Here is a 20,219-nt window from a genome sequence, read left to right as displayed (position 1 = left end):
GGCGGCGCCCGGAAAGACTGATTCATGACCGATTCCCATACCCTGCCGGACCCGTGGAGCGGCCCGGGCCGCAGCTGGAGCACCTTCCTCAAGGACGCCTGGCGGCTTGCGCGGCCGTATTTTCATTCGGAAGAGCGCTGGCGCGCGCGGCTGATGCTATTCGTGATCGTGGCGCTCAACCTGGGCGGCGTGTACATGGCGGTGCTGTTCAACCAGTGGTACAACGTGTTCTACAACGCGCTGCAGGACAAGAACGTCGAGGTGTTCTGGTCGCAGATGTTCCGCTTCAGCTGGCTGGCGGTGATCGCCATCATCCTGGCGGTGTACAAGTTCTACATCACGCAGCTGCTGGACCTGCGCTGGCGTGCCTGGATGACGCGCACCTACCTGAACAAGTGGCTGGGCCACCACCGCTTCTACCATCTTGAACTGGCGCGCCAGAGCGGCGGCACGGCGGTGTCGGACAACCCGGACCAGCGCATCCAGGAAGACATTGCCCGCTTCACCGGCAGCACGCTGGGCATCAGCATGGGCCTGCTCAATGCTGTGGTGACGCTGGTGTCGTTCATCGGCATCCTGTGGACGCTGTCGGGCAGCTTCAGCTTCACGCTGGGGGGCAGCAGCTATACGCTGCCGGGCTATATGGTATGGGCGGCGATTGCCTATTGCGCGGTGGGCAGCGTGATTGCGCACTACATCGGCCGCGCCTTGATCCGCCTGAACTTCTGGCAGGAGTGGCGCGAGGCGGATTTCCGCTACAGCCTGGTGCGCGTGCGCGAATACAGCGAGGCGATTGCGTTGGACCGTGGCGAGCCGGCTTCGCGCGAACAGCTGGACTACCGCTTCGGCCATGTGCTGGGCAACTACCTGAACCTGATCCGCACGCAGAAACGCCTGGTGTGGTTCACCTCCTTCTTCCAGCAGGCCGCCATCATCTTTCCGTTCCTGGTGGCGGCGCCGCGCTATTTTGCCGGCGCCATCAAGCTGGGTGACCTGATCCAGATCTCGTCGGCCTTCGGCAAGGTACAGGATTCACTGAGCTGGTTCATCGACAGCTATCCGGCGCTGGCCAGCTGGCGCGCGACGACCGAGCGTCTGACCTCGTTCGACCGGGGCGTGACAGAGAGCTGGAAGATGCTGCCCGAGGTGGAGCAGGACGGGCTGGAAGGCTGGGAGCACCGGATTGTCGGTGACCGCCTGGAACTGGCTCATGCCAAGGCGCAACTGCCCAGCGGCAACGTGCAGGTGGAGGCCGATGCGCTGCAGATGCAGCCGGGCGAAACCGTGCTGGTGCAGGGGCCCTCGGGCAGTGGCAAATCGACGCTGCTGCGCGTGATTGCGGGCATCTGGCCGCTGGCGCATGGCCGGGTGACCTTGCCCGAGAGCAGCATGTTCCTGCCGCAGCGCCCCTATCTGCCGCATGGCAGCCTGCGTGCGGCGCTGGCCTATCCGGCAGCGGAAAATGCCTATGACGACGCCGAGTTGCGCCGCGTGCTGGAGATCGTGCGCATGCCGCAGCTGGTGGAGCAGCTGGATTACCGGGAAAACTGGGGCCACAAGCTGTCCGGCGGCGAACAGCAGCGCGTGGCGATTGCGCGGGCGCTGTTGCGCCAGCCGCGCTGGATTTTTGCTGACGAGGCCACCAGTGCGCTGGATGCGCCGACGGAAGAGCGCCTGTACCGGGAGCTGATCGCCATGGTGCGCGCCAACGGCGGCGGGCTGCTGTCGGTGGCGCATCGCCAGAGTGTGGCAGCCTTCCATGACCGCCTGTGGGTGTTGCAGCCCAACCCGGATGAGGCGGTGCACCAGGGTGCAGCGGCCTACCGGGTCGAGCTGGCAGCATGAGAGAACACGCATCGCCGGCGTGCTGCGGGCCGAGAGGCTCGTAGTGAGCGCCCGGTGCGAAGGTGCGGTGGACGCAGCAGGTGTCGGACAACCGGCTCAGGCCGCTGCCGAGTAACGCGCGTAGCCGCGTGCACGCAGTTCACACGCAGGGCAGCTGCCGCAGCCATAGCCCCAGGCGTGGCGATGCTCCCGGTCTCCCAGGTAGCAGGTATGGCTGTGTTCGACGATCAGGTCGACCAGCGCCTTGCCGCCATCCGCCACCCCGGAGGCATCGCCCAGTTCGTGCGCCAGCTGCCAGGTCTGCGCCTTGTCGATCCACATCAGCGGGGTGTCGATTAGCAGGCGTTTGTCCATGCCGAGGGACAGGGCGATCTGCATCGCCTTCATGGTGTCGTCGCGACAATCGGGATAACCCGAAAAGTCCGTTTCGCAGACGCCTGTCACCAGTACGTCCATGCCGCGGCGATAGGCCAGTGCCGCGGCCAGCGTCAGGAACAGCAGGTTGCGGCCGGGCACGAAGGTGTTGGGCAGGCCGCTGGCTTCCATGGCAAAGGCGGTGTCGCGCGTGAGCGAGGTTTCGCTGATCTGGCCGAGCACGTTCACGTCCAGCAGATGGTCCTCGCCCAGGCGCTCGCCCCAGGCCGGAAACTGCTGACGCAGCGCCTGCAGCACGTTCAGCCGCGCATCCAGTTCGACACGATGGCGCTGGCCATAGTCAAAAGCGATGGTTTCGACCCGCTCGTAGCGTGATAGCGCGTGGGCCAGGCAGGTGGTGGAGTCCTGCCCGCCGGAGAACAGCACGAGGGCGTGGCGGGGCAGTAGCGGCGGAAACAGGCTCATTCTGAAAACGCGAGAACGGGTTCGTGGCTGATGCCGTAGGTGACCAGACCCGAGGGCACATGTTCGGCGGCATTGCTGACGTGGCCGGTCTGGTCATCGAAGAAGAAATCGGGTTCGAATTCGCGCAGGAACGGCCCCTTGGGCAGGCCGCCGAGGAACATGGCTTCGTCCACGGCGATGTTCCAGCTCATCAGCGTGCGGATGGCGCGCTCGTGCGCCGGGGCGCTGCGGGCAGTGACCAGAGCGGTGCGGATGCGCAGGGGAGCCGCCCCCTGCTGGCTGGCCTGCTGCAACTGGTGCAGGGCGGCCAGGAAGGGCTGGAACGGGCCGGGGGGCAGCGGCAGGGCGGCGTTTTCGACTTCGTGGGCCTGGAAGGCCTGCAGGCCGCCATGCTGGTAGACGCGCTCGGCCTCATCGTCGAACAGCACGGCGTCGCCGTCGAAGGCGATGCGTACTTCATCGGGATGCTCGTTGCTGGCCTGCATGGAGCCGGTGGCGACCCGCGCGGCGGGAAACTTCAGCGCCAGTGCCTGACGCACATCGGCCTCGTTGGCAGACAGGAACAGATGTGCGCCGAGCGGGCGCAGGTAGCGGAAGGGGTCGCTACCCTGGGTGAATACGCCGCGCTCGATCAGGTTCAGCCCATGCGCGGCGGCGGAGCGGAATACGCGCATGCCGCTGACCGGATCGTTGCGCGACAGCACCACCACTTCCACCCGGCGCTGGCCGTCGCTGTTGAAGGCCAGCAGCTTCTTGACCAGCGAAAACGCCACGCCGGGGGCGGCCGGCTGATCCAGCTTGTGCAGTTGCGCCTGCATGTAGCCATGGGTGTCACCGCTTTCGAACAGGCGGTTCTCTTCCTCGAAGTCGAACAGCGCGCGGGAAGAGATGGCAACGACGAGTTGGCCTTCGAGGGTAGCAGGCATGGCGGAACGGGTCAGGAATGGGTGCTGCGGCACGGAAGTTGTTAGCCTGGGATGATAGCGCGATTGCGTCTGTCGGAGGCGAGCAGCACGGCATGCCGCGTGCGGCTGGCGCGGCGGTGCGATCCAGTCTGACAGCAAGCCCTGCCGCATCCTTGTATGCTCGGGTCATGGCCGGCCGGAAAGCGGGTTGGCGCGAGGAGATCCACCATGAACACACCATTACACTCTGCGTCGCAATGGCAGTCTTTGCCAGACACGGGGGCTGATGCACCAGACGAGGTGCAGGACAGCCGGGTGCGTTTCTGGCTATGGCTGGTTCTCGGGGCATGCGTTCTGGCTCTGGTTGCCATCATCGGGGGGTATGCATTCGGCAATGACATGCTGCGTGGCAGCCATTTGCGTGAACAGTTCTCGATGGGGCAGTCCGAAGATGCCTCTCAACCGATGCAGTTGGGCACGTACGATCAGGGGAGCACCCTGCTGGGCCGGCAGCCGGGACAGGCGCGCTATTATTCCGGGCCGTCGGAACTGGCGATGGCGGCTGCCCGCGGCGAAGTGGTGATTGACGAGGATGGCGTGATCCATGAGGTGGAACTGGAGCGCCAGGCCGCGATGGATCTGGCCCTGGAGGATGCAGCGCTGGCTCTCGAAATGGTTCCCGACACCTTGCCGCCGATGGCATCTGCCCGGGAAGGCCTGCGCCCTTCCGACGTAACGGCTGTTCCTGCGGCGCTGCCAGGTGACGATGCGGTTGCCATGATCGCGCATCCGATCGACGACACTCCGAGGCGCCCGGTTCGCATCGAAGCTGCGGGCGAGGATATTTTCTTCGGCCAGTGAGCGCCAGGCGGCTTCATTGACATACGGCAACAAAGCTTGCCGACTGTCGATAGCCAGCCAGGCATATTCCTGTTACAAAGCAGGGTGTTCCGTTTTTGCCATGCGCGCCATGGGTGCGTATCGTGTTGCCATGCCTCGTCCGTCTTCTTCTCCTTCTTCGCGCCGCACCGCCACGACCACCATTGCCGGCGTAGAAGTGCCTGTCGACAAGCGCCTGCTACTGGCCATCGTGGCCGCACTGGTGCTGTTTGCCGTGGTGGGCGGGGTCTATCTGGGCCTTGGGGCGGGGCAGGGCAGCCCGGTCAAGCAGGATGCCGCATCTGACGCGGCCAGTGCCGGGGCGCCGGATTTGGGAGCATCCTCCCAGATGGAACTGATGACCGGCAAATCCGCACTGGGGGGCTCGTCTGCCGTGGCTCCGACCGAGCCGGGTGCCATCGTGGCGCCGGGTGGTGTTGAACTGCAGCGTCAGGATCCGGTCGCTACTGCAGCGCCTGCTGCAGACCCCATGGCCTCCGATGCGTCTGCCGCCGAGGGTGAAGCGCCAGTCGACGGTGGCGTTACCCCTGCCGATGAAAACCCTGCTTCTGCCCCGCTGGCGGAACCTGCCGCCGAGCCTGCTTCGCACTAGACGGATGCCGAGCCCAGCGAAAGCGGGGCGGCCAGCCACTGCCCGTACGTGCAGGAGGCTTGTGGCCACTGGCGTGGCGAGGTGATATCGCTGGCGGACAGGCCCTGACCCAGCAGTTCAAGCGCCTTGATCACGCCCGCATGGGTTACCCAGACGATCCATTCCCCTGGTTCTGCGGGAGCCTGTTCCTGCCGGGCCTGCTGTACGCGGGCAATCATCTGCGCCAGCGATTCGCCGCGGCGGCCGACCTCGTAGCCGGCGAAGTCCGCCATCCAGTCGTCCCACTCCTTGCGCGAGACATTGTCCCAGGGCTGGCCTTCCCAATCGCCGAAGTTCATCTCCATCAGGCGCTCATCGGTCTGCAGCTGGCAGTGCAGGCCTTTCTGCAGCAGCTGGCGCTCCACCGTGCGTGCCAGTTGCAGGCAACGCTGCAGGGGCGAGGCCAGCAACCGGATGCGGGTGCCGCCCTGGGCAGCGTGGCGCGACTGCACGAAGCGGCTGAAATTGAGCGCGGCGTGGTGCGTGCCCTCGATATCCGCGGAGACGTCGAGCTGCCCGTAGCAGACACCCTCCTGCACCAGCGGTGCGGCATGGCGCAGCAGCCACCAATGGGGCGTGATCGGCGTGTGCGGCATCATGGCTGCCCCATGGCGCTGAGAGTGGCGCTGAGTGCGGCGCCGTAGAACACCAGTTCGCACACCTGCTGGGTGGCACCCAGGCAATCCCCGGTCACGCCGCCCAGACGGCGCCGGAACCACCAGCCCATCAGCAGCATGGCCAAGGCTGCTGCAACCGTGGCCGTTCCGATGATGGCCAGCAGCCCCGGACCCTGGTCCAGCAGAGACAGGCCGGCCAGCGGGGTGCACCACAGCGCGGCAGTCCAGATCGGCAGCTGCTGCATGCCGCCGGTAGCCTGCAGGGTTTTGGACTGGCCCTCCAGCCCCACGTGCGGCAGCATCTTCACCAGCAGCAGCGGCAGAAAGCGCGACAGCACATGCGCGGCCACCAGCACCCACAGCACGACCGTGGTCTGGAGAATGCCCAGGGCGGCCAGCAGCAGCACCTTCAGCAGCAGGGCCACGATCAGTGTGACGACCGCATAGCTGCCCACCCGGGAGTCCTTCATGATCGCCAGCGCGCGTTCGGGGCTGGTATGGCCACCCAGGGCGTCAGCCACATCGCCCAGGCCATCCTCGTGAAAGGCACCGGTGACCCAGATAGTGGCGATGGTGCTGATGAGGGCTGCCAGTGCCAGCAGCAGGGTGGAAGAGGCCATCAGCATGACCGGAGTGCCCCACAGCCAGAGCGTGCCGGCGTAAGCCACCGCTGCCACACTGCCGACCAGCCAGCCCACCGCCGGCATGTGGCCCATGGCGTTGCGCATCAGCAAAGGGCTGAAACCCACCCATTGCATCACCGGACCGGGCAAGGGCAGGCGCGTGAAGAACTGGATGGCCAGCAGCAGGTGGCGGATGGAATTTTCCATGCCAGAACTGTAAACCATCTGCATGGCAGCTTTCGTGACGCCCGGCAGCAGGGGGGATCACGTCTTCATGACGGGGGTCAGAAAAAAATGGGGGCATGAATATTTGGGTCCTAAGTTTTCATGCTTCCACGTGTATATAATCCGCCGGTAATTTTCGTCAGCAAATGTGACTGAACCCTCAAGGATACCCATGCGCCATCTTGTTACACCCCTGATGCTGTCCGCTGCCGCCCTGGCGACCGCATGTTCCAGCCCCGTGGTTGGCTATCGCACGTTCGAGGCAGACCCGGCGGCCGCCCGGGCCGCAGCCCGTGAAACCGCTGCCTTCGAGCGTGCCGAACGCGCCGAACGCCGTCAGGAGCGCCGTGAGCGCCTGATGGACGAAGCCGATGCCGTGCGCCGTGCAACCGGTGGCTATGGTGCCGATGTGCTGATCGTCCGCTGATCCGTTTTACTGCCTGTTCAACCCCTTATCTCTTAACGACCATGAAAACCCGTTTTCCCCTGTTCCTGATTTCGACCGTATTCGTGCTCACCGGCTGCGCTGCTGGCGGTGGCGTGGGTGAGTACGGCATGGGCGATGAGTCCGCTGCCATCAAGTCGGCGCGCAATCGCGAATCTGCCCGTGTGAGCCGTGCCGAACTGGACCAGCATCGCCGCCAGCGTACCAACGCCTCGGAAGAAATCGACCTGGCCAACAAGCGTCGCCGCGCCAAGAGCGAGGAAATCAACGACACGCTGGGTACTGTCAACAACGCAACCAACGTGCTGCACAATCTGCGTTGGTTGGGCCGCAGCTGGTAAGCCCGGGATCCGGTCTGGCCATGCAAAAAGCGCACGTCCGTGAAGGAGGTGCGCTTTTTCTGTTTCGTGGGCAGTAGCGAAGCGGCTACAGTGCCGGGCTCAGGCCCGCACGCCCGGGGCGGCTTACAGGAACATCCGGTAGACCGGGTTGTCTGTTTCTTCCACGTAGGGATAGCCCAGCTGCTCCAGAAATTCGTGGAAGCGTGCATCGTCAGAGGCAGGGGCCTGGATGCCGACCAGCACCTCGCTGTAGTCGGCGCCCTGGTTACGGTAATGGAACAGCGAGATGTTCCAGGCCGGGTTGAGCATGCTCAGGAAACGCATCAGCGCACCCGGGCGCTCGGGAAATTCGAATCGCAGCAGGCGCTCGTCAGTGGCCACGCTGCTGCTGCCGCCTACCATGTAGCGCACGTGGGCCTTGGCCAGCTCGTTGTGGGTGAGGTCGATGGCGTCGAAGCCCTGTTCCACCAGTTTGGCGGCAATTTCCCTGCTCTCGCCCTTGCCGTGCATGCTGATGCCGACGAACACGTGGGCACGCTCGCTGCTGTTCATGCGGTAGTTGAATTCGGTCACGCTGCGCGGGCCGCCGCCCAGGTTGTCGATCAGCGCGCACAGACGACGGAAGCTGCCGCGCTCCTCGGGGATGGTGATGGCGAACAGGCCTTCGTGCTCCTCGCCCACCTCGGCGCGCTCGGCGACGAAGCGCAGGCGGTCGAAGTTCATGTTGGCGCCGCAGAGGATGGCGGCGAAGGTCTTGCCCTCGCACTGGTGCTTGGCCACATACTGCTTGATGGCGGCCACGCCCATGGCGCCGGCGGGTTCCACGATGCTGCGCGTGTCCACGAAAATATCCTTGATGGAGGCGCAGACGGCGTCGGTGTCGACCTCCACATAGTCGTCCACCAGCTTGCGGGTAATGCGGAAAGTCTCCTCGCCCACCAGCTTGACGGCGGTGCCGTCGGAGAACAGGCCCACGTCATTGAGCGTGACGCGCTCGCCCTTCTGCACCGACTGGATCATGGCATTGGAATCATCCATCTGCACGCCGATCACCTTGATGCCCGGGCGCACAGCCTTGATGTAGTTGGCCACGCCGGAGATCAGCCCGCCGCCGCCGATGGCGACGAATACGGCATCCAGATGCTTGTGCGGCAGCGACTGCAGCTGCTGCAGGATTTCCATCGCAACCGTGCCCTGGCCGGCGATCACGTCCGGATCATCGAAGGGATGGATGAAGGTCAGGCCTTCCTCCTCCTGCAGCTTGACGGCGTGGTTGTAGGCATCGGTATAGCTCTCGCCGGCCAGCACCACTTCGCCGCCGAGGGCCTTGACGGCATCCACCTTGAGCTGCGGCGTGGTGATGGGCATCACGATCACGGTGCGTGTGTTCAGGGTGCGTCCACCCAGCGCCACGCCTTGCGCGTGGTTGCCAGCGGAGGCGCAGATCACGCCCTTGTGCAGTTGCCCGGGCGAGAGCTGCGCCATCTTGTTGTAGGCGCCGCGCAGCTTGAAGCTGAACACGGGCTGCTTGTCTTCGCGCTTGAGCAGCACGGTGTTGTTGAGGCGGCGGCTCAGGTTGCGCGCAAGATCGAGCGGGGTTTCCTTCGCCACGTCATAGACGCGGGCGTTGAGGATTTTCTTCAGATAGTCGTCCGGGGTGAGGGCGGCCGTGTTGTTCTTGCTTTCGGGCTGGGAGGACATGGTGGAATGCTTTGTCGTAACGGTTGCCGGTGACGAAGCCGGCAGGGGAAAAACGGCGCAGGCCGGGGAGCGCTGCGCCGTCGGGCAAGGATCAGCCCAGGCGGGCGAGTTGTTCCTTCACCTTGGCCAGCGTGGCACCGAACTCGGCCACGCGCTTCTGTTCCTGTTCGATCACCGCAGGCGGGGCCTTGGCGACGAAGTTCTGGTTGTTCAGCTTGCCGTTGGCCTTGGCGATCTCGCCTTCGAGGCGGGCGGCTTCCTTGGAGAGGCGGGCGCGTTCGGCGTCCTTGTCGATCTCCATGAACAGGGCCAGGCGGGCCTCGCCGACCACGGCCACCGGAGCGGCCTGGGCCGCGGCCTGCCAATCGGCTTCGTTGTCGAACACCTTCACTTCGCTCAGTTTGGCCAGCGCCTGCAGCGCGGGTGCCACTTCCTGCAGGAAGGCGGCATCGCCCAGCGCATACAGCGGCAGGCGTTGTGCCGGCGATACGCCCATTTCGCCGCGCAGGTTGCGGCAGGCATCGACCATCTGCTTGAGCTTGGCCACATGCGCCTCGGCCTGCTCGTCGAACTTCTCGGGGTTGCACACCGGATACTCGGCAATGCTGATCGAGTCGCCCGCGCGGCCGGCGATGGGGGCCACCTTCTGCCACAGTTCTTCGGTGATAAAGGGGATGATCGGGTGGGCAAGACGCAGGATCGTTTCCAGCACGCGGATCAGCGTGTAGCGCGTGCCGGTTTGGCGCGGCGCATCGCCGGTCTGGATCTGCACCTTGGCGATTTCCAGATACCAGTCGCAGAACTCGTTCCAGACGAAGTCGTAGAGCGTGTTGGCGACGTTGTCGAGGCGGTACTCGGCAAAGCCCTTGGCCACTTCCGCCTCCACACGCTGCAACTGGCTGACGATCCAGCGATCCGGCTGGGAGAAGGTCTTGTGGCTCTTGTCGCAGACCTTCGGCGCATTCGGATCCGCCACGATGCCGCAATCATGGCCTTCGCAGTTCATCAGCACGAAGCGGGTGGCGTTCCAGAGCTTGTTGCAGAAGTTGCGGTAGCCCTCGCAGCGCTTGCTGTCGAAGTTGATGCTGCGGCCCAGGCTGGCGAGCGCGGCGAAGGTGAAGCGCAGTGCGTCTGCGCCATAGGCGGGGATGCCGTTGGGGAATTCCTTCTCGGTGTCCTTGCGCACCTTGGGTGCGGTTTCGGGTTTGCGCAGGCCGGTGGTGCGCTTGTCCAGCAGCGGGGCGAGTTCGATGCCATCGATCAGGTCGACCGGATCCAGCACGTTGCCTTCGGACTTGCTCATCTTCTTGCCCTGGGCATCGCGCACCAGGCCGTGGATGTAGACGTGGCGGAAGGGGACTTTGCCGGTGAAGTGGGTGGTCATCATGATCATCCGGGCGACCCAGAAGAAGATGATGTCGTAACCGGTGACCAGCACGGTGCTGGGCAAATACAGGTCGTAGTCGTTCGTTGTGGCTTCGGTGCCGCTTTGGCTGAGGCCGGAATCGGTCCGGCTCATGCTCGCTGCGCTCGCCAAATCGCCGGATCCGATTCCGGCCTCAGGCAAAGCTGCTGCGGTCGAAGCCACACTCTCTTCGTTATTCGGGGCGGGCGGCACATCGCCTCGGCTGCTACCGGCGCCGGGAGCGGCGATTTCGTGAGCGAAGCGAGCATGAGCCGTCCCGGCAGCGCCGAGAGCCGAAGCGTCCCCCGCAGCCGATTCAGGCCACCCCATGGTGCTGAACGGCACCAGGGCAGAGGAGTACCAGGTATCCAGCACATCCTCGTCGCGTGTCAGCTTGGGCCCTTGCGTCAGCTTGAGCTGCAGGCTGTCCGTAATCGAGGTGTGGCAACGCACACGCGCGTGGGCCATGCCCTCCTGGATGCGGGCTTTCCACTGGGCCTTGGCTTCGTCCTCGTTGCGGGCGACGTAGACGTTGCCTTCGTCGTCATACCAGGCCGGAATCTGGTGGCCCCACCAGAGCTGGCGGCTGATGCACCAGTCCTGGATGTTGTTCATCCACTGGTTGTAGGTGTTGACCCAGTTCTCGGGTACGAAGCGCACCTGGCCGCTTTCGACGGCGTCGATGGCCTTCTGGGCGATGCTCTTGCCGGTGGGGTCGCCTTCGCCCACCTTGTTCATGGCGACGAACCACTGGTCGGTCAGCATCGGCTCGACGATCTGGCCGGTGCGTGCGCAGCGCGGCACCATCAGCTTGTGTTTCTTGGTTTCGACCAGCGCGCCGAGAGCCTCCAGATCCTTGACGATGGCCTTGCGCGCGGCAAAGCGGTCCATGCCACGGAAGATTTCGGGGGCGTTGTCGTTGATCGTGGCGTCGAGGTTGAGCACGCAGATCATCGGCAGCTTGTGGCGCTGGCCGACCAGGTAGTCGTTGGGGTCGTGCGCGGGCGTGACCTTGACCACGCCGGTGCCGAATGCGCGGTCCACGTAGTCATCGGCAATCACCGGAATCTCGCGGCCGACCAGCGGCAGGATCACGGTCTTGCCGATCAGGGCCTGGTAGCGCTCGTCTTCGGGGTGCACCATGACGGCGACGTCGCCCAGCATGGTTTCGGGGCGGGTGGTGGCCACGGTCAGGTGGCTCGGCGCACCGGCGGCCTGCAGGCTGCCGTCTTCGTCTTTCAGCGGGTAGGCGATGTGCCAGAGGAAGCCGTCTTCCTCTTCGCTTTCCACTTCGAGATCACTCACGGCGCTCTTGAGCACCGGGTCCCAGTTGACCAGACGCTTGCCGCGGTAGATGAGGCCTTGCTCGTACAGGCGAACGAAGGTTTCGGTGACGACCTTGCTCAGCTTGTCGTCCATGGTGAAATATTCGCGGCTCCAGTCCACGCTGTCGCCCATGCGGCGCATCTGCGTGGTGATGGTGTTGCCGCTCTGTTCCTTCCATTCCCAGACCTTGGCGACGAAGTTCTTGCGTGCCTCGGCCGGGGTGGGGCCCATGTCGTGGCGGCTGATGCCCTGGCCCTGCAACTGGCGCTCCACCACGATCTGGGTGGCGATGCCGGCGTGGTCGGTGCCGGGGATCCAGGCCGTGTTGTAGCCCATCATGCGGTGGTAGCGCGTCAGGCTGTCCATGATGGTCTGGTTGAAGGCGTGGCCCATGTGCAGCGTGCCGGTGACGTTTGGCGGCGGCAGCTGGATGGCGAAGTCATGGCCGGCGGCGTGTGCTGCCGCGCTGGGCGTGCCGGTGCCGCGGAAACCGGCCTGGCCGTAGCCGCGTTTTTCCCATTCCGGGCCCCACTGGGCCTCGAGTGCGGCGGGTTCAAACGATTTGGTCAGGCTGTTCAGGCCAGGTTGCTGCAGGGCGTCGGTCATGATGGTGTGGGGTCGAATGGGCATCCATGGCTGCACGGCAGGGGGCCGCGGCCGGAAGCAGTTTGTCATGCAGGGGCCCCACGCCGCGCTGGCGCGGGCCAAACTTTCATTTTACGGCCTGTGGCAGCCTCATGCACGCGGATGGTGCAGTGCAGCGAGCTGCCTGGTGGCAGGTGTCGGTCTCCGGGTACAACGGGGCGTGCTTGCAGGGAGGCGTCATGCCTGTTCGGGCAGGGCGTGACGGGACTTGGCTGGCACTGCAAGCCTGCGGCCTTGTCCGGAGGCGTTCAGCCTTACAGGACGTCCAGCGGAATTTTCAGATAGCGCGTGCCGTTGTCCTCGGGTTCCGGCAGGGCGCCGGCGCGAATATTGACCTGCACCGCCGGGAGGATGAGTTGCGGCATGTCCAGCGTGGCGTCGCGGGCCGTGCGCATGGTGACGAACTCCTCTTCGCTGATGCCGTCGCGCACATGCTTGTTGCTGCGTCGCTGTTCGGCCACGGTGTGCTCGCAATAGGCCGCCGGGTTGTCGGCCACGCCATCGGCATAGTTGTGGCAGAGGAACAGACGGGTGTCGTCCGGCAGGGCCAGCAGGCGGTGCACCGAGTGGTACAGCTGCGAGGCGGAACCGCCGGGAAAGTCGCAGCGCGCCGTGCCCCCATCGGGCGCGAACAGGGTGTCGCCCACGAAGACCAGATCGGCTTCTCCTGCCGGCGCATGCACATGCCAGGCCGTGTCGGCGGGCGTGTGGCCGGGGACATGCATGGCCTCGATGCGCACGCCGCCCAGCTCGATTTGCTCGCCTTCGCCCAGCAGCACGTCGAACTGGCTGCCATCCGTGGGCAGCCCGGGCAAATGGTAGATGCCGGCAAAGGTGCGCTGCACGGTGGTGATGTGCTTGCCGATGACGGTCTTGCCGCCCAGCTGCTGCTGGATGAAGGGCGCGGCGGAGAGGTGGTCGGCGTGGGCATGGGTCTCGATGATCCAATGCAGTTGCAGGCGGTGACGCTGCACATGCGAGATCAGCTTGCGCGCGCTGTCGGTGCTGGTGCGGCCGGCCTTGGGGTCGTAATCGAGCACCGGGTCGATGATGGCGCACGGGGCGCCGTCGCCCAGGTCGAGCACGTAGCTCAGGGTGCTCGAGAAGCTGTCGAAGAAGGGGGTGATGCGGAGCGTCATGGCAAATCCTCGCGTCGGATGGGTCAGGCCAGGGGCAGCCAGTGCGGGGCAAAGGTCTTGAGCAGCAGCAACAGCATGGCCAGCAGCACCAGCAGGGCGAAGCCCCGGTGCAGCCAGTGCTGCGGCACCTTGTGGGCAAACAGCCGGCTGGCGAACATGCCCAGCGCCGTGGCGCCGACAAACCACCAGCCCGAGGGCTCGATGCGGGTGCCGTGCAGCACCATCTGCAGCACGGTGGAGCCGGATACCAGCGCAATCACGGCCAGGGAAGTGAGCACGATGCTCTGGTAGCTGAGGTTGGTGAAGCGCTGCAGCATGGGCACGATGAAGAAGCCGCCGCCCACGCCCAGCATGCCGGTCATCAGGCCGGTGACGGCGCCGATGCCGCCCAGGGTGAGGAAGCAGCGGGGCGTCCAGCTGAACTTGCCGGTGGCGGGGTTGAGCATGCAGGGGGTGACGCGCTCGACCAGGATGGCGCTGCGGGAGCGCGTGCCCTGCCGCCAGCCGCGCACGGCCACGAACAGCAGGATGCCGCTGAACAGCACGGCCAGCAGTTCGGGCGACACCTGATGGGCCAGCCACTGGCCGATGGGAGAGGTGATGGCGCCCAGCAGCACCATGAACAGCGCCGCCTTGTAGCGCACCAGCCCGCGCCGCAGGCCGTCTGCCGCGCCCAGCATGGCACCGGCCGTGGCGGCCAGCAAGGCAACCGGCTTGGCGGCCACCATGCTCATGCCGATGCCCAGCACCAGCGCCGGGATGGCCAGGATGCCGCCGCCGGCACCGGTCAGGCCCATGACGGTGCCGATGGAAAGGCCGAGCAGCAGGCTGTTCCAGATCATGGCCGGGAGAGAGTGAAGGGCATGGACATGGCAGACATCATACAAACACGTGAAATGTCCCCGAGGCGTAAATGTAAACCACAGAATTACATTTTTGCCTATGGAAAGACTTGAGTCTGGGGTTGATTCTTGCTAATATTACATTTTGCATTCGCGTGCCCATTAGATTTCACGATAAAAAGCACGCATGCAAGGGCAGTGTCCGGCCATTCCCGGATGCCGCCATCTTCGCTGCAGTTTCGCTCATGGGGCTGCGGGTTTCTCCCGGATCGGGAGCGCCCAATTGACATTTTCCCGTCACAGTTTTCGGCCACAGTTGCCACTTGAAGTGCCACGTTTTGCGTGCGCACGCCGGCTGGCGCATGCCGACCGCGACGTTATCAGAAAGATTTTGAGACATGAACCATTCCATTAACCAGGCTCGCGCGCCGATTGCGCTGGGCCGCTACCACATCCAGGCATGCCCGCTGCGCATGCCCAGCGGCGGTTATGCGCCGCGCGTGTCCATCGCCAGCGGCAGCGGCTGCTCGCGTACCGACCGCATCGTGACTTTTGCCGGCGAGTTTGCCTGCGCGCTGGAGGCGGCCAGCTACGCCGAGCAACAGGGCCGTGACTGGGTGCAAGGCAGCACGCGCCTGCAGTAAGCAGAACCCTTGGTGATAATGGCAGGCATTCACAACGCCTGCCATTTTTGTTTCTGCCATGCTGTTTGTTCTCTCTCCCGCCAAGTCCCTGGATTACGACACCCCGCCTGCAGTGGCCACGCACAGCGCGCCGCTGTTTCCGGAACAGTCCGCCGAGCTGATTGCCGTGTTGCGCGAGCAGTCGCCGCAGCAGATCGCCACCCTGATGAGCCTGAGCGACAAGCTCGCTGCCCTGAACGTGGGTCGTTACCAGGCCTGGAGCACCAAGGCCGATACGGACAATGCCAAGCAGGCGGTGCTGGCCTTCAATGGCGATGTGTACGATGGGCTGGATGCCAACTCGCTGGGCAAGGCGCAGCTGGACTGGCTGCAGCAGCACCTGTGCATCCTCAGTGGCCTGTATGGCGTGCTGCGCCCGCTGGACCTGATGCAGCCCTATCGCCTGGAAATGGGCACGAAGCTGGCCAATCCCGGTGGCAAGGATCTGTACCAGTTCTGGGGCAGCCGCATTGCCGAGTACCTGAATGCGCGTTTCGAGGAAGAGGGCGCGGCCGAACCGGTGCTGGTGAACCTGGCCTCGCAGGAATACTTCAAGGCGGTGGACCGCAAGGCGCTGAAGGCACGCGTGGTCGAGTGCGTGTTCGAGGATGACAAGAACGGCGCCTACAAGATCATCAGTTTCCATGCCAAGCGGGCGCGTGGCCTGATGATGCGCTATGCGGTCGAGCACAAGATCAAGTCGGTCAAGGGGCTGCAGGGTTTCGCCACGGATGGCTATGCATTTGCGGCCGAGGCTTCCGGTCCGGATCGTCTGGTGTTTCGCCGCCGGCAGGAGTGAGGCGGCATCGGCGCGCAAAGGTGTGACGTGGGCGCCACGGCCAGGCCGCAGCGGGGCTGTGCTGCGTCACAATGAAAAGATGCATGCCGCCGCGCCATGGCGGCTTTTTTCCGGTTGAAAATCCATGCCCACTCCTGAGCAATCTCCCCTCGGCAAGGCCGTCAGCTACGCCGACCAGTACGATCCCACGCTGCTGTTTCCCCTGCCGCGCCAGCCCAAGCGCGATGAAATCGGCATTACCGGCCGCCTGCCCTTCATGGGCGCCGACCTGTGGACCGGCTATGAACTCAGTTGGCTCAATCTGCGCGGCAAACCGCAGGTGGCGCTGCTGCAGGTGAACATTCCCTGCGAGACGCCCAACATCATCGAGAGCAAGTCCCTCAAGCTCTATCTGAACAGTTTCAACAACACGCGCATCGGCTCGATCGAGGAAGTGCGCGAGCGCATTTTTGCCGACCTGAATGAGGCGGCCTGGCGCGGGGCCGCCACCATGGATGCCAGCATCGGCGTGCGCCTGGTGCCGGCCGAACTGTTCGACCAGCAGCCGATCCACGAGCTGGACGGCCTCAGCCTGGATCGCCTGGACTGCGAGTGCACGCACTACCATCCCGCGCCCGAGCTGCTGACCACCATCCCTGAAGAGGGCATCGTGAGCGAGACGCTGACCAGCAACCTGCTCAAGAGCAACTGCCTGATTACCGGGCAGCCGGACTGGGGCAGCGTGCAAATCAGCTACAGCGGCCCGCAAATCAGCCACGAAGGGTTGCTGCGCTATCTGGTGAGTTTCCGCAACCACAACGAGTTTCACGAGCAGTGCGTGGAGCGCATCTTCACCGACATCTGGAGCCGCTGCGCGCCCGTCAAACTCTCGGTTTATGCGCGATACACCCGTCGCGGCGGGCTGGATATCAATCCCTTCCGCACCAGCCACCCGCAGGCGCTGCCACCGGCCGTGCGCAACGCGCGGCAGTAATTCGGGTGGTTGCTGCCGGCCGGTTATTGGTAATTACATCGAAAGGCGTGGCCTTTGACTGTTAATATCTGTTGCAATAGATTAGGCAGCATGGGATGCCTTCGTCCCGTGCCGTGAAACGGGGGGCGCGACGATCGTTTGCCGAATGGCCCGCAGAAAGCCAGATAGACACAGGTTCCGTTTGATATTGGAGGAGTATCGTGCAAATTGGAGTCCCACTGGAAACAGTGCCCGGCGAGGCCCGCGTGGCCGCAACGCCGGAAACTGTGAAAAAGCTGGTCGGACAGGGACATACCCTGAAAGTCCAGGCAGGCGCCGGCATTCGTGCCGGTATTACCGATGCGGCCTATGAAACGGCCGGTGCCAACATCGTCGATGCGGCCACTGCCCTGGGCAGCGAGCTGGTGCTGAAGGTGCGTGCGCCTTCCGAAGCCGAACTGGCCCAGATCAAGCCGTCTGCCACCCTGGTCGGCATGCTTGATCCGTTTGATCGCGCCAATCTGGAGCGCATGGCGGCTGCGGGTATCACCGCGTTTGCCCTCGAAGCCGCTCCGCGTACCACGCGTGCGCAGAGCATGGACGTGCTGTCCAGCCAGGCCAACATCGCCGGCTACAAGGCCGTGATGCTGGCGGCCGACAAGTACCCGCGCTTCTTTCCGATGCTGATGACCGCTGCCGGTACCGTCAAGGCCGCGCGCGTGGTGATCCTGGGCGTCGGCGTGGCCGGTTTGCAGGCGATTGCCACGGCCAAGCGCCTGGGTGCCGTGATCGAGGCCTCCGACGTGCGCCCGAGCGTGAAGGAGCAGGTCGAGTCGCTGGGCGCCAAGTTCATCGATGTGCCTTACGAGACTGACGAAGAGCGTGAAGCGGCCGAAGGCGTGGGGGGCTATGCCCGCCCCATGCCGCAGAGCTGGCTGGATCGCCAGAAGGCCGAAGTGGCCAAGCGCGTGGCCGCTGCCGACGTGGTGATCAGCACCGCGCTGATTCCGGGCCGCGCTGCGCCCACGCTGGTGACCGAGGACATGGTCAAGGCCATGAAGCCCGGTTCCGTGATCGTGGACATGGCCGCCGGCAAGGGCCCGAACGGCACGGATGGCAACTGCCCGCTGACGCAGGCCGGCCAGACCGTGCGCGTGCACGACGTGACCATCGTGGGCGAGACCAACATCGCCGGCCTGGTGCCGGCCGATGCCAGTTCGCTCTATGCGCGCAACGTGATCGACTTCCTCAAGCTGGTGCTGCCGGCAGAAGGGGGCCTGAAGGTCGACATGGAAGACGACATCGTGGCGGCCTGCCTGATGACGCAGAACGGCGAAGTGAAGAGGAAGTAATCATGGACATCGTCTCTCCCACCATCATCAACCTCATCATCTTCGTGCTGGCCATCTATGTGGGCTACCACGTGGTGTGGAACGTCACGCCCGCGCTGCATACGCCGCTGATGGCCGTGACCAACGCGGTGTCCGCGATCGTGATCGTCGGTGCCATGCTGGCCGCCGGCCTGACCGAGGGCGCCCTGGCCAAGACCATGGGTGTGGCTGCCGTGGCGTTGGCCGCGGTCAACGTGTTCGGCGGCTTCCTGGTGACGCGCCGCATGCTGGAAATGTTCAAGAAGAAGGAGCGCAAGACGCCCGCCGCGAAGGGAGCTGAAAAATGAGCATGAACGTAGTTACTCTGCTCTATCTGGTTGCAAGCATCTGCTTCATCCAGGCGCTCAAGGGCCTGTCGCATCCGACCACCTCCATCCGCGGCAATATGTTTGGCATGGTCGGCATGACCATCGCCGTGCTGACCACGGCGGCGCTGATCGTCAAGCTGGCGGGTTCGCCCATCGGCTTGACCTGGGTGCTGCTGGGCCTGCTGGTCGGCGGTTCCATCGGTGCCATCATGGCCAAGCGCGTCGAAATGACGAAGATGCCCGAGCTGGTGGCCTTCATGCACAGCATGATCGGTCTGGCTGCGGTGTTCATCGCCATTGCTGCCGTGGCCGAGCCGCATGCGCTGGGCATTGCCGCGCTGGGTGATCCGATTCCGGTCGGCAACCGCGTGGAACTGGCGCTGGGCTCCTTCATCGGTGCCATCACCTTCACCGGTTCCGTGATTGCCTTCGGCAAGCTGTCCGGCAAGTACAAGTTCCGCCTGTTCCAGGGCGCGCCGGTGACCTTCCCCGGCCAGCACTGGATCAACCTGGGCCTGGGCATTGCCGCGCTGTTCTTCATTGTGAGCTTTGCCATGACGCAGAGCTGGACCGCCTTCATCCTGGTGACGCTGATCGGCTTCCTGCTGGGCGTGCTGCTGATCATCCCGATCGGCGGTGCCGACATGCCGGTGGTGGTGTCCATGCTGAACAGCTACTCGGGCTGGGCGGCTGCAGGCATCGGTTTCAGCCTGAACAACAGCATGCTGATCATTGCCGGTTCGCTGGTGGGTTCGTCCGGTGCCATCCTGAGCTACATCATGTGCAAGGCGATGAACCGTTCGTTCTTCAACGTGATTCTGGGTGGCTTTGGCGGGGACGCCGGTGCGGCTGCCAGTGGCGACCAGCAGCAGCGTACCGTCAAGAGCGGCAGTGCCGACGACGCGGCCTACATGCTGAGCAACGCCGACAGCGTGATCATCGTGCCGGGTTACGGTCTGGCCGTGGCGCGTGCGCAGCACGCCGTGAACGAACTGGCGCAGAAGCTGACCGAGCATGGCGTGAGCGTGAAGTACGCGATCCACCCGGTGGCCGGCCGCATGCCTGGCCACATGAACGTGCTGCTGGCCGAGGCCGAAGTACCCTATGACCAGGTGTTCGAGATGGAGGACATCAACGGCGAGTTCGCACAAGCCGACGTGGCCATCATCCTGGGCGCCAACGACGTGGTGAACCCGGCGGCGCTGCAGAAGGGCAGCCCGATCTACGGCATGCCGATCCTGGAAGCCTACAAGGCCAAGACGGTGATCGTGAACAAGCGTTCCATGGCCGCCGGTTACGCCGGCCTGGACAACGAGCTGTTCTACATGGACAAGACCATGATGGTGTTTGGCGATGCCAAGAAAGTGGTCGAGGACATGGTGAAGGCGATCGAGTAATTGGCGATTGCCTGAGGGGCCGCTCTTGTGCCGGCCTTGCCATCGGCCCCCTCTGTGCTTGCGCGAGGGGGCTTTTTGCTGCTTGTCGGAGGAGGGCGAACGGCCCCGGCCGAGGAACTCCGCTGGAGAAGCGTAGACGCCGATGAGTCGATTTGAGAGGGCTACCCTTGTTTATATTTCTTTTTGGAATATAAAAACAAGGAAAAAGTATTTTTCAATTATTAGAGGCCTCCCTACCATGTGAAGCATTGCCAAATTC

Annotated in this window: 19 protein-coding genes; 11 read left to right on the top strand and 8 right to left on the bottom strand. The window is 64.3% G+C overall.

What is annotated here, in order from left to right:
- Positions 1–24: 24 nt before the first annotated feature.
- Positions 25–1,845, top strand: a complete 1,821-nt coding sequence (locus tag ACX36O_RS08860; protein ID WP_091814068.1) for an ABC transporter ATP-binding protein/permease — start codon at positions 25–27, stop codon at positions 1,843–1,845.
- A gap of 96 nt (positions 1,846–1,941) precedes the next feature.
- Here ACX36O_RS08860 and queC read toward each other — a convergent pair whose 3' ends face one another.
- A complete protein-coding gene (gene queC / locus ACX36O_RS08855; RefSeq protein WP_371686880.1) occupies positions 1,942–2,685 on the bottom strand; it encodes a 7-cyano-7-deazaguanine synthase QueC in 744 nt (247 codons plus the stop codon).
- Positions 2,682–3,611, bottom strand: coding sequence for a 5'-nucleotidase (locus ACX36O_RS08850; protein WP_213361112.1), 930 nt, complete (start codon positions 3,609–3,611; stop codon positions 2,682–2,684). The genes queC and ACX36O_RS08850 overlap by 4 nt, the downstream gene beginning before the upstream one ends.
- Positions 3,612–3,818: 207 nt before the next feature.
- Between ACX36O_RS08850 and ACX36O_RS08845 the strand changes: the two genes are divergently transcribed.
- Together ACX36O_RS08845 and ACX36O_RS08840 are read left to right on the top strand one after the other, a co-directional pair.
- Positions 3,819–4,451 carry a hypothetical protein gene (locus ACX36O_RS08845; RefSeq protein ID WP_488359669.1) on the top strand — a complete coding sequence of 211 codons (633 nt, stop codon included), beginning with the start codon at positions 3,819–3,821 and terminating at the stop codon, positions 4,449–4,451.
- 130 nt (positions 4,452–4,581) lie between these two features.
- Positions 4,582–5,082 (top strand): hypothetical protein, encoded by a 501-nt coding sequence (locus tag ACX36O_RS08840; protein WP_371686883.1) that lies wholly within the window; start codon positions 4,582–4,584, stop codon positions 5,080–5,082.
- Here the strand turns inward: ACX36O_RS08840 and ACX36O_RS08835 are convergent.
- Together ACX36O_RS08835 and ACX36O_RS08830 are read right to left on the bottom strand one after the other, a co-directional pair.
- Positions 5,079–5,720, bottom strand: coding sequence for a histidine phosphatase family protein (locus tag ACX36O_RS08835; protein ID WP_371686884.1), 642 nt, complete (start codon positions 5,718–5,720; stop codon positions 5,079–5,081). The two genes, ACX36O_RS08840 and ACX36O_RS08835, sit on opposite strands and share 4 nt — an antisense overlap.
- Positions 5,717–6,568, bottom strand: a complete 852-nt coding sequence (locus ACX36O_RS08830) for an adenosylcobinamide-GDP ribazoletransferase (protein WP_091815460.1) — start codon at positions 6,566–6,568, stop codon at positions 5,717–5,719. Before ACX36O_RS08830 ends, ACX36O_RS08835 begins: the two co-directional genes overlap by 4 nt.
- 190 nt (positions 6,569–6,758) lie before the next feature.
- Here ACX36O_RS08830 and ACX36O_RS08825 point away from each other — a divergent pair, with 190 nt between their 5' ends.
- Both ACX36O_RS08825 and ACX36O_RS08820 read left to right on the top strand, forming a co-directional pair.
- On the top strand, positions 6,759–7,013 hold the full coding sequence (locus tag ACX36O_RS08825; RefSeq protein ID WP_091814081.1) for a hypothetical protein: 255 nt from the start codon (positions 6,759–6,761) through the stop codon (positions 7,011–7,013).
- 41 nt (positions 7,014–7,054) lie between these two features.
- A complete protein-coding gene (locus ACX36O_RS08820) occupies positions 7,055–7,372 on the top strand; it encodes an NGK_0946 family protein (RefSeq protein WP_091814084.1) in 318 nt (105 codons plus the stop codon).
- A 123-nt stretch (positions 7,373–7,495) separates the two neighbouring features.
- On the opposite strand, the gene ilvA is transcribed toward ACX36O_RS08820, so the two are convergent.
- The 4 genes from ilvA to ACX36O_RS08800 all read right to left on the bottom strand — a co-directional run bounded on the left by ilvA (position 7,496) and on the right by ACX36O_RS08800 (position 14,430).
- Positions 7,496–9,073 (bottom strand): threonine ammonia-lyase, biosynthetic, encoded by a 1,578-nt coding sequence (ilvA, locus tag ACX36O_RS08815; protein WP_213361106.1) that lies wholly within the window; start codon positions 9,071–9,073, stop codon positions 7,496–7,498.
- A 91-nt stretch (positions 9,074–9,164) separates the two neighbouring features.
- Positions 9,165–12,434, bottom strand: coding sequence for a valine--tRNA ligase (locus ACX36O_RS08810; RefSeq protein WP_488359668.1), 3,270 nt, complete (start codon positions 12,432–12,434; stop codon positions 9,165–9,167).
- Between the two features lie 269 nt (positions 12,435–12,703).
- Positions 12,704–13,588 (bottom strand): MBL fold metallo-hydrolase, encoded by an 885-nt coding sequence (locus ACX36O_RS08805; RefSeq protein ID WP_091814092.1) that lies wholly within the window; start codon positions 13,586–13,588, stop codon positions 12,704–12,706.
- 23 nt (positions 13,589–13,611) lie between these two features.
- Positions 13,612–14,430 carry a sulfite exporter TauE/SafE family protein gene (locus ACX36O_RS08800; RefSeq protein ID WP_091814095.1) on the bottom strand — a complete coding sequence of 273 codons (819 nt, stop codon included), beginning with the start codon at positions 14,428–14,430 and terminating at the stop codon, positions 13,612–13,614.
- A 398-nt stretch (positions 14,431–14,828) separates the two neighbouring features.
- Between ACX36O_RS08800 and ACX36O_RS08795 the strand changes: the two genes are divergently transcribed.
- The 6 genes from ACX36O_RS08795 (at position 14,829) to ACX36O_RS08770 (ending at position 19,960) form a co-directional block, all read left to right on the top strand.
- Entirely contained in the window at positions 14,829–15,074 is a 246-nt protein-coding gene (locus ACX36O_RS08795) for a hypothetical protein (RefSeq protein ID WP_091814098.1), read from the top strand.
- A 58-nt stretch (positions 15,075–15,132) separates the two neighbouring features.
- Positions 15,133–15,912, top strand: a complete 780-nt coding sequence (gene yaaA, locus ACX36O_RS08790; RefSeq protein ID WP_371686888.1) for a peroxide stress protein YaaA — start codon at positions 15,133–15,135, stop codon at positions 15,910–15,912.
- A gap of 124 nt (positions 15,913–16,036) precedes the next feature.
- On the top strand, positions 16,037–16,885 hold the full coding sequence (queF, locus tag ACX36O_RS08785) for an NADPH-dependent 7-cyano-7-deazaguanine reductase QueF (RefSeq protein ID WP_371686889.1): 849 nt from the start codon (positions 16,037–16,039) through the stop codon (positions 16,883–16,885).
- 200 nt (positions 16,886–17,085) lie between these two features.
- Positions 17,086–18,216 (top strand): Re/Si-specific NAD(P)(+) transhydrogenase subunit alpha, encoded by a 1,131-nt coding sequence (locus ACX36O_RS08780; protein WP_213361097.1) that lies wholly within the window; start codon positions 17,086–17,088, stop codon positions 18,214–18,216.
- A 2-nt stretch (positions 18,217–18,218) separates the two neighbouring features.
- A complete protein-coding gene (locus ACX36O_RS08775; RefSeq protein WP_091814108.1) occupies positions 18,219–18,542 on the top strand; it encodes an NAD(P) transhydrogenase subunit alpha part 2 in 324 nt (107 codons plus the stop codon).
- Positions 18,539–19,960 (top strand): NAD(P)(+) transhydrogenase (Re/Si-specific) subunit beta, encoded by a 1,422-nt coding sequence (locus ACX36O_RS08770; RefSeq protein ID WP_213361096.1) that lies wholly within the window; start codon positions 18,539–18,541, stop codon positions 19,958–19,960. The genes ACX36O_RS08775 and ACX36O_RS08770 overlap by 4 nt, the downstream gene beginning before the upstream one ends.
- The last annotated feature ends 259 nt before the right edge of the window (positions 19,961–20,219 follow it).

The organism is Brachymonas sp. KE5, from assembly GCF_057773645.1.
Note: the sequence above shows the minus strand (reverse complement) of the source record. Positions and strands in the feature narration are given on the sequence as shown.

What these genes read in the sequence shown, in the direction of transcription:
- ACX36O_RS08860 (WP_091814068.1), top strand. Translation starts at nt 25, where the DNA reads ATGACCGATTCCCATACCCTGCCGGACCCGTGGAGCGGCCCGGGCCGC.
- queC (WP_371686880.1), bottom strand. Translation starts at nt 2,685, where the DNA reads ATGAGCCTGTTTCCGCCGCTACTGCCCCGCCACGCCCTCGTGCTGTTC.
- ACX36O_RS08850 (WP_213361112.1), bottom strand. Translation starts at nt 3,611, where the DNA reads ATGCCTGCTACCCTCGAAGGCCAACTCGTCGTTGCCATCTCTTCCCGC.
- ACX36O_RS08845 (WP_488359669.1), top strand. Translation starts at nt 3,819, where the DNA reads ATGAACACACCATTACACTCTGCGTCGCAATGGCAGTCTTTGCCAGAC.
- ACX36O_RS08840 (WP_371686883.1), top strand. Translation starts at nt 4,582, where the DNA reads ATGCCTCGTCCGTCTTCTTCTCCTTCTTCGCGCCGCACCGCCACGACC.
- ACX36O_RS08835 (WP_371686884.1), bottom strand. Translation starts at nt 5,720, where the DNA reads ATGATGCCGCACACGCCGATCACGCCCCATTGGTGGCTGCTGCGCCAT.
- ACX36O_RS08830 (WP_091815460.1), bottom strand. Translation starts at nt 6,568, where the DNA reads ATGGAAAATTCCATCCGCCACCTGCTGCTGGCCATCCAGTTCTTCACG.
- ACX36O_RS08825 (WP_091814081.1), top strand. Translation starts at nt 6,759, where the DNA reads ATGCGCCATCTTGTTACACCCCTGATGCTGTCCGCTGCCGCCCTGGCG.
- ACX36O_RS08820 (WP_091814084.1), top strand. Translation starts at nt 7,055, where the DNA reads ATGAAAACCCGTTTTCCCCTGTTCCTGATTTCGACCGTATTCGTGCTC.
- ilvA (WP_213361106.1), bottom strand. Translation starts at nt 9,073, where the DNA reads ATGTCCTCCCAGCCCGAAAGCAAGAACAACACGGCCGCCCTCACCCCG.
- ACX36O_RS08810 (WP_488359668.1), bottom strand. Translation starts at nt 12,434, where the DNA reads ATGCCCATTCGACCCCACACCATCATGACCGACGCCCTGCAGCAACCT.
- ACX36O_RS08805 (WP_091814092.1), bottom strand. Translation starts at nt 13,588, where the DNA reads ATGACGCTCCGCATCACCCCCTTCTTCGACAGCTTCTCGAGCACCCTG.
- ACX36O_RS08800 (WP_091814095.1), bottom strand. Translation starts at nt 14,430, where the DNA reads ATGATCTGGAACAGCCTGCTGCTCGGCCTTTCCATCGGCACCGTCATG.
- ACX36O_RS08795 (WP_091814098.1), top strand. Translation starts at nt 14,829, where the DNA reads ATGAACCATTCCATTAACCAGGCTCGCGCGCCGATTGCGCTGGGCCGC.
- yaaA (WP_371686888.1), top strand. Translation starts at nt 15,133, where the DNA reads ATGCTGTTTGTTCTCTCTCCCGCCAAGTCCCTGGATTACGACACCCCG.
- queF (WP_371686889.1), top strand. Translation starts at nt 16,037, where the DNA reads ATGCCCACTCCTGAGCAATCTCCCCTCGGCAAGGCCGTCAGCTACGCC.
- ACX36O_RS08775 (WP_091814108.1), top strand. Translation starts at nt 18,219, where the DNA reads ATGGACATCGTCTCTCCCACCATCATCAACCTCATCATCTTCGTGCTG.
- ACX36O_RS08770 (WP_213361096.1), top strand. Translation starts at nt 18,539, where the DNA reads ATGAGCATGAACGTAGTTACTCTGCTCTATCTGGTTGCAAGCATCTGC.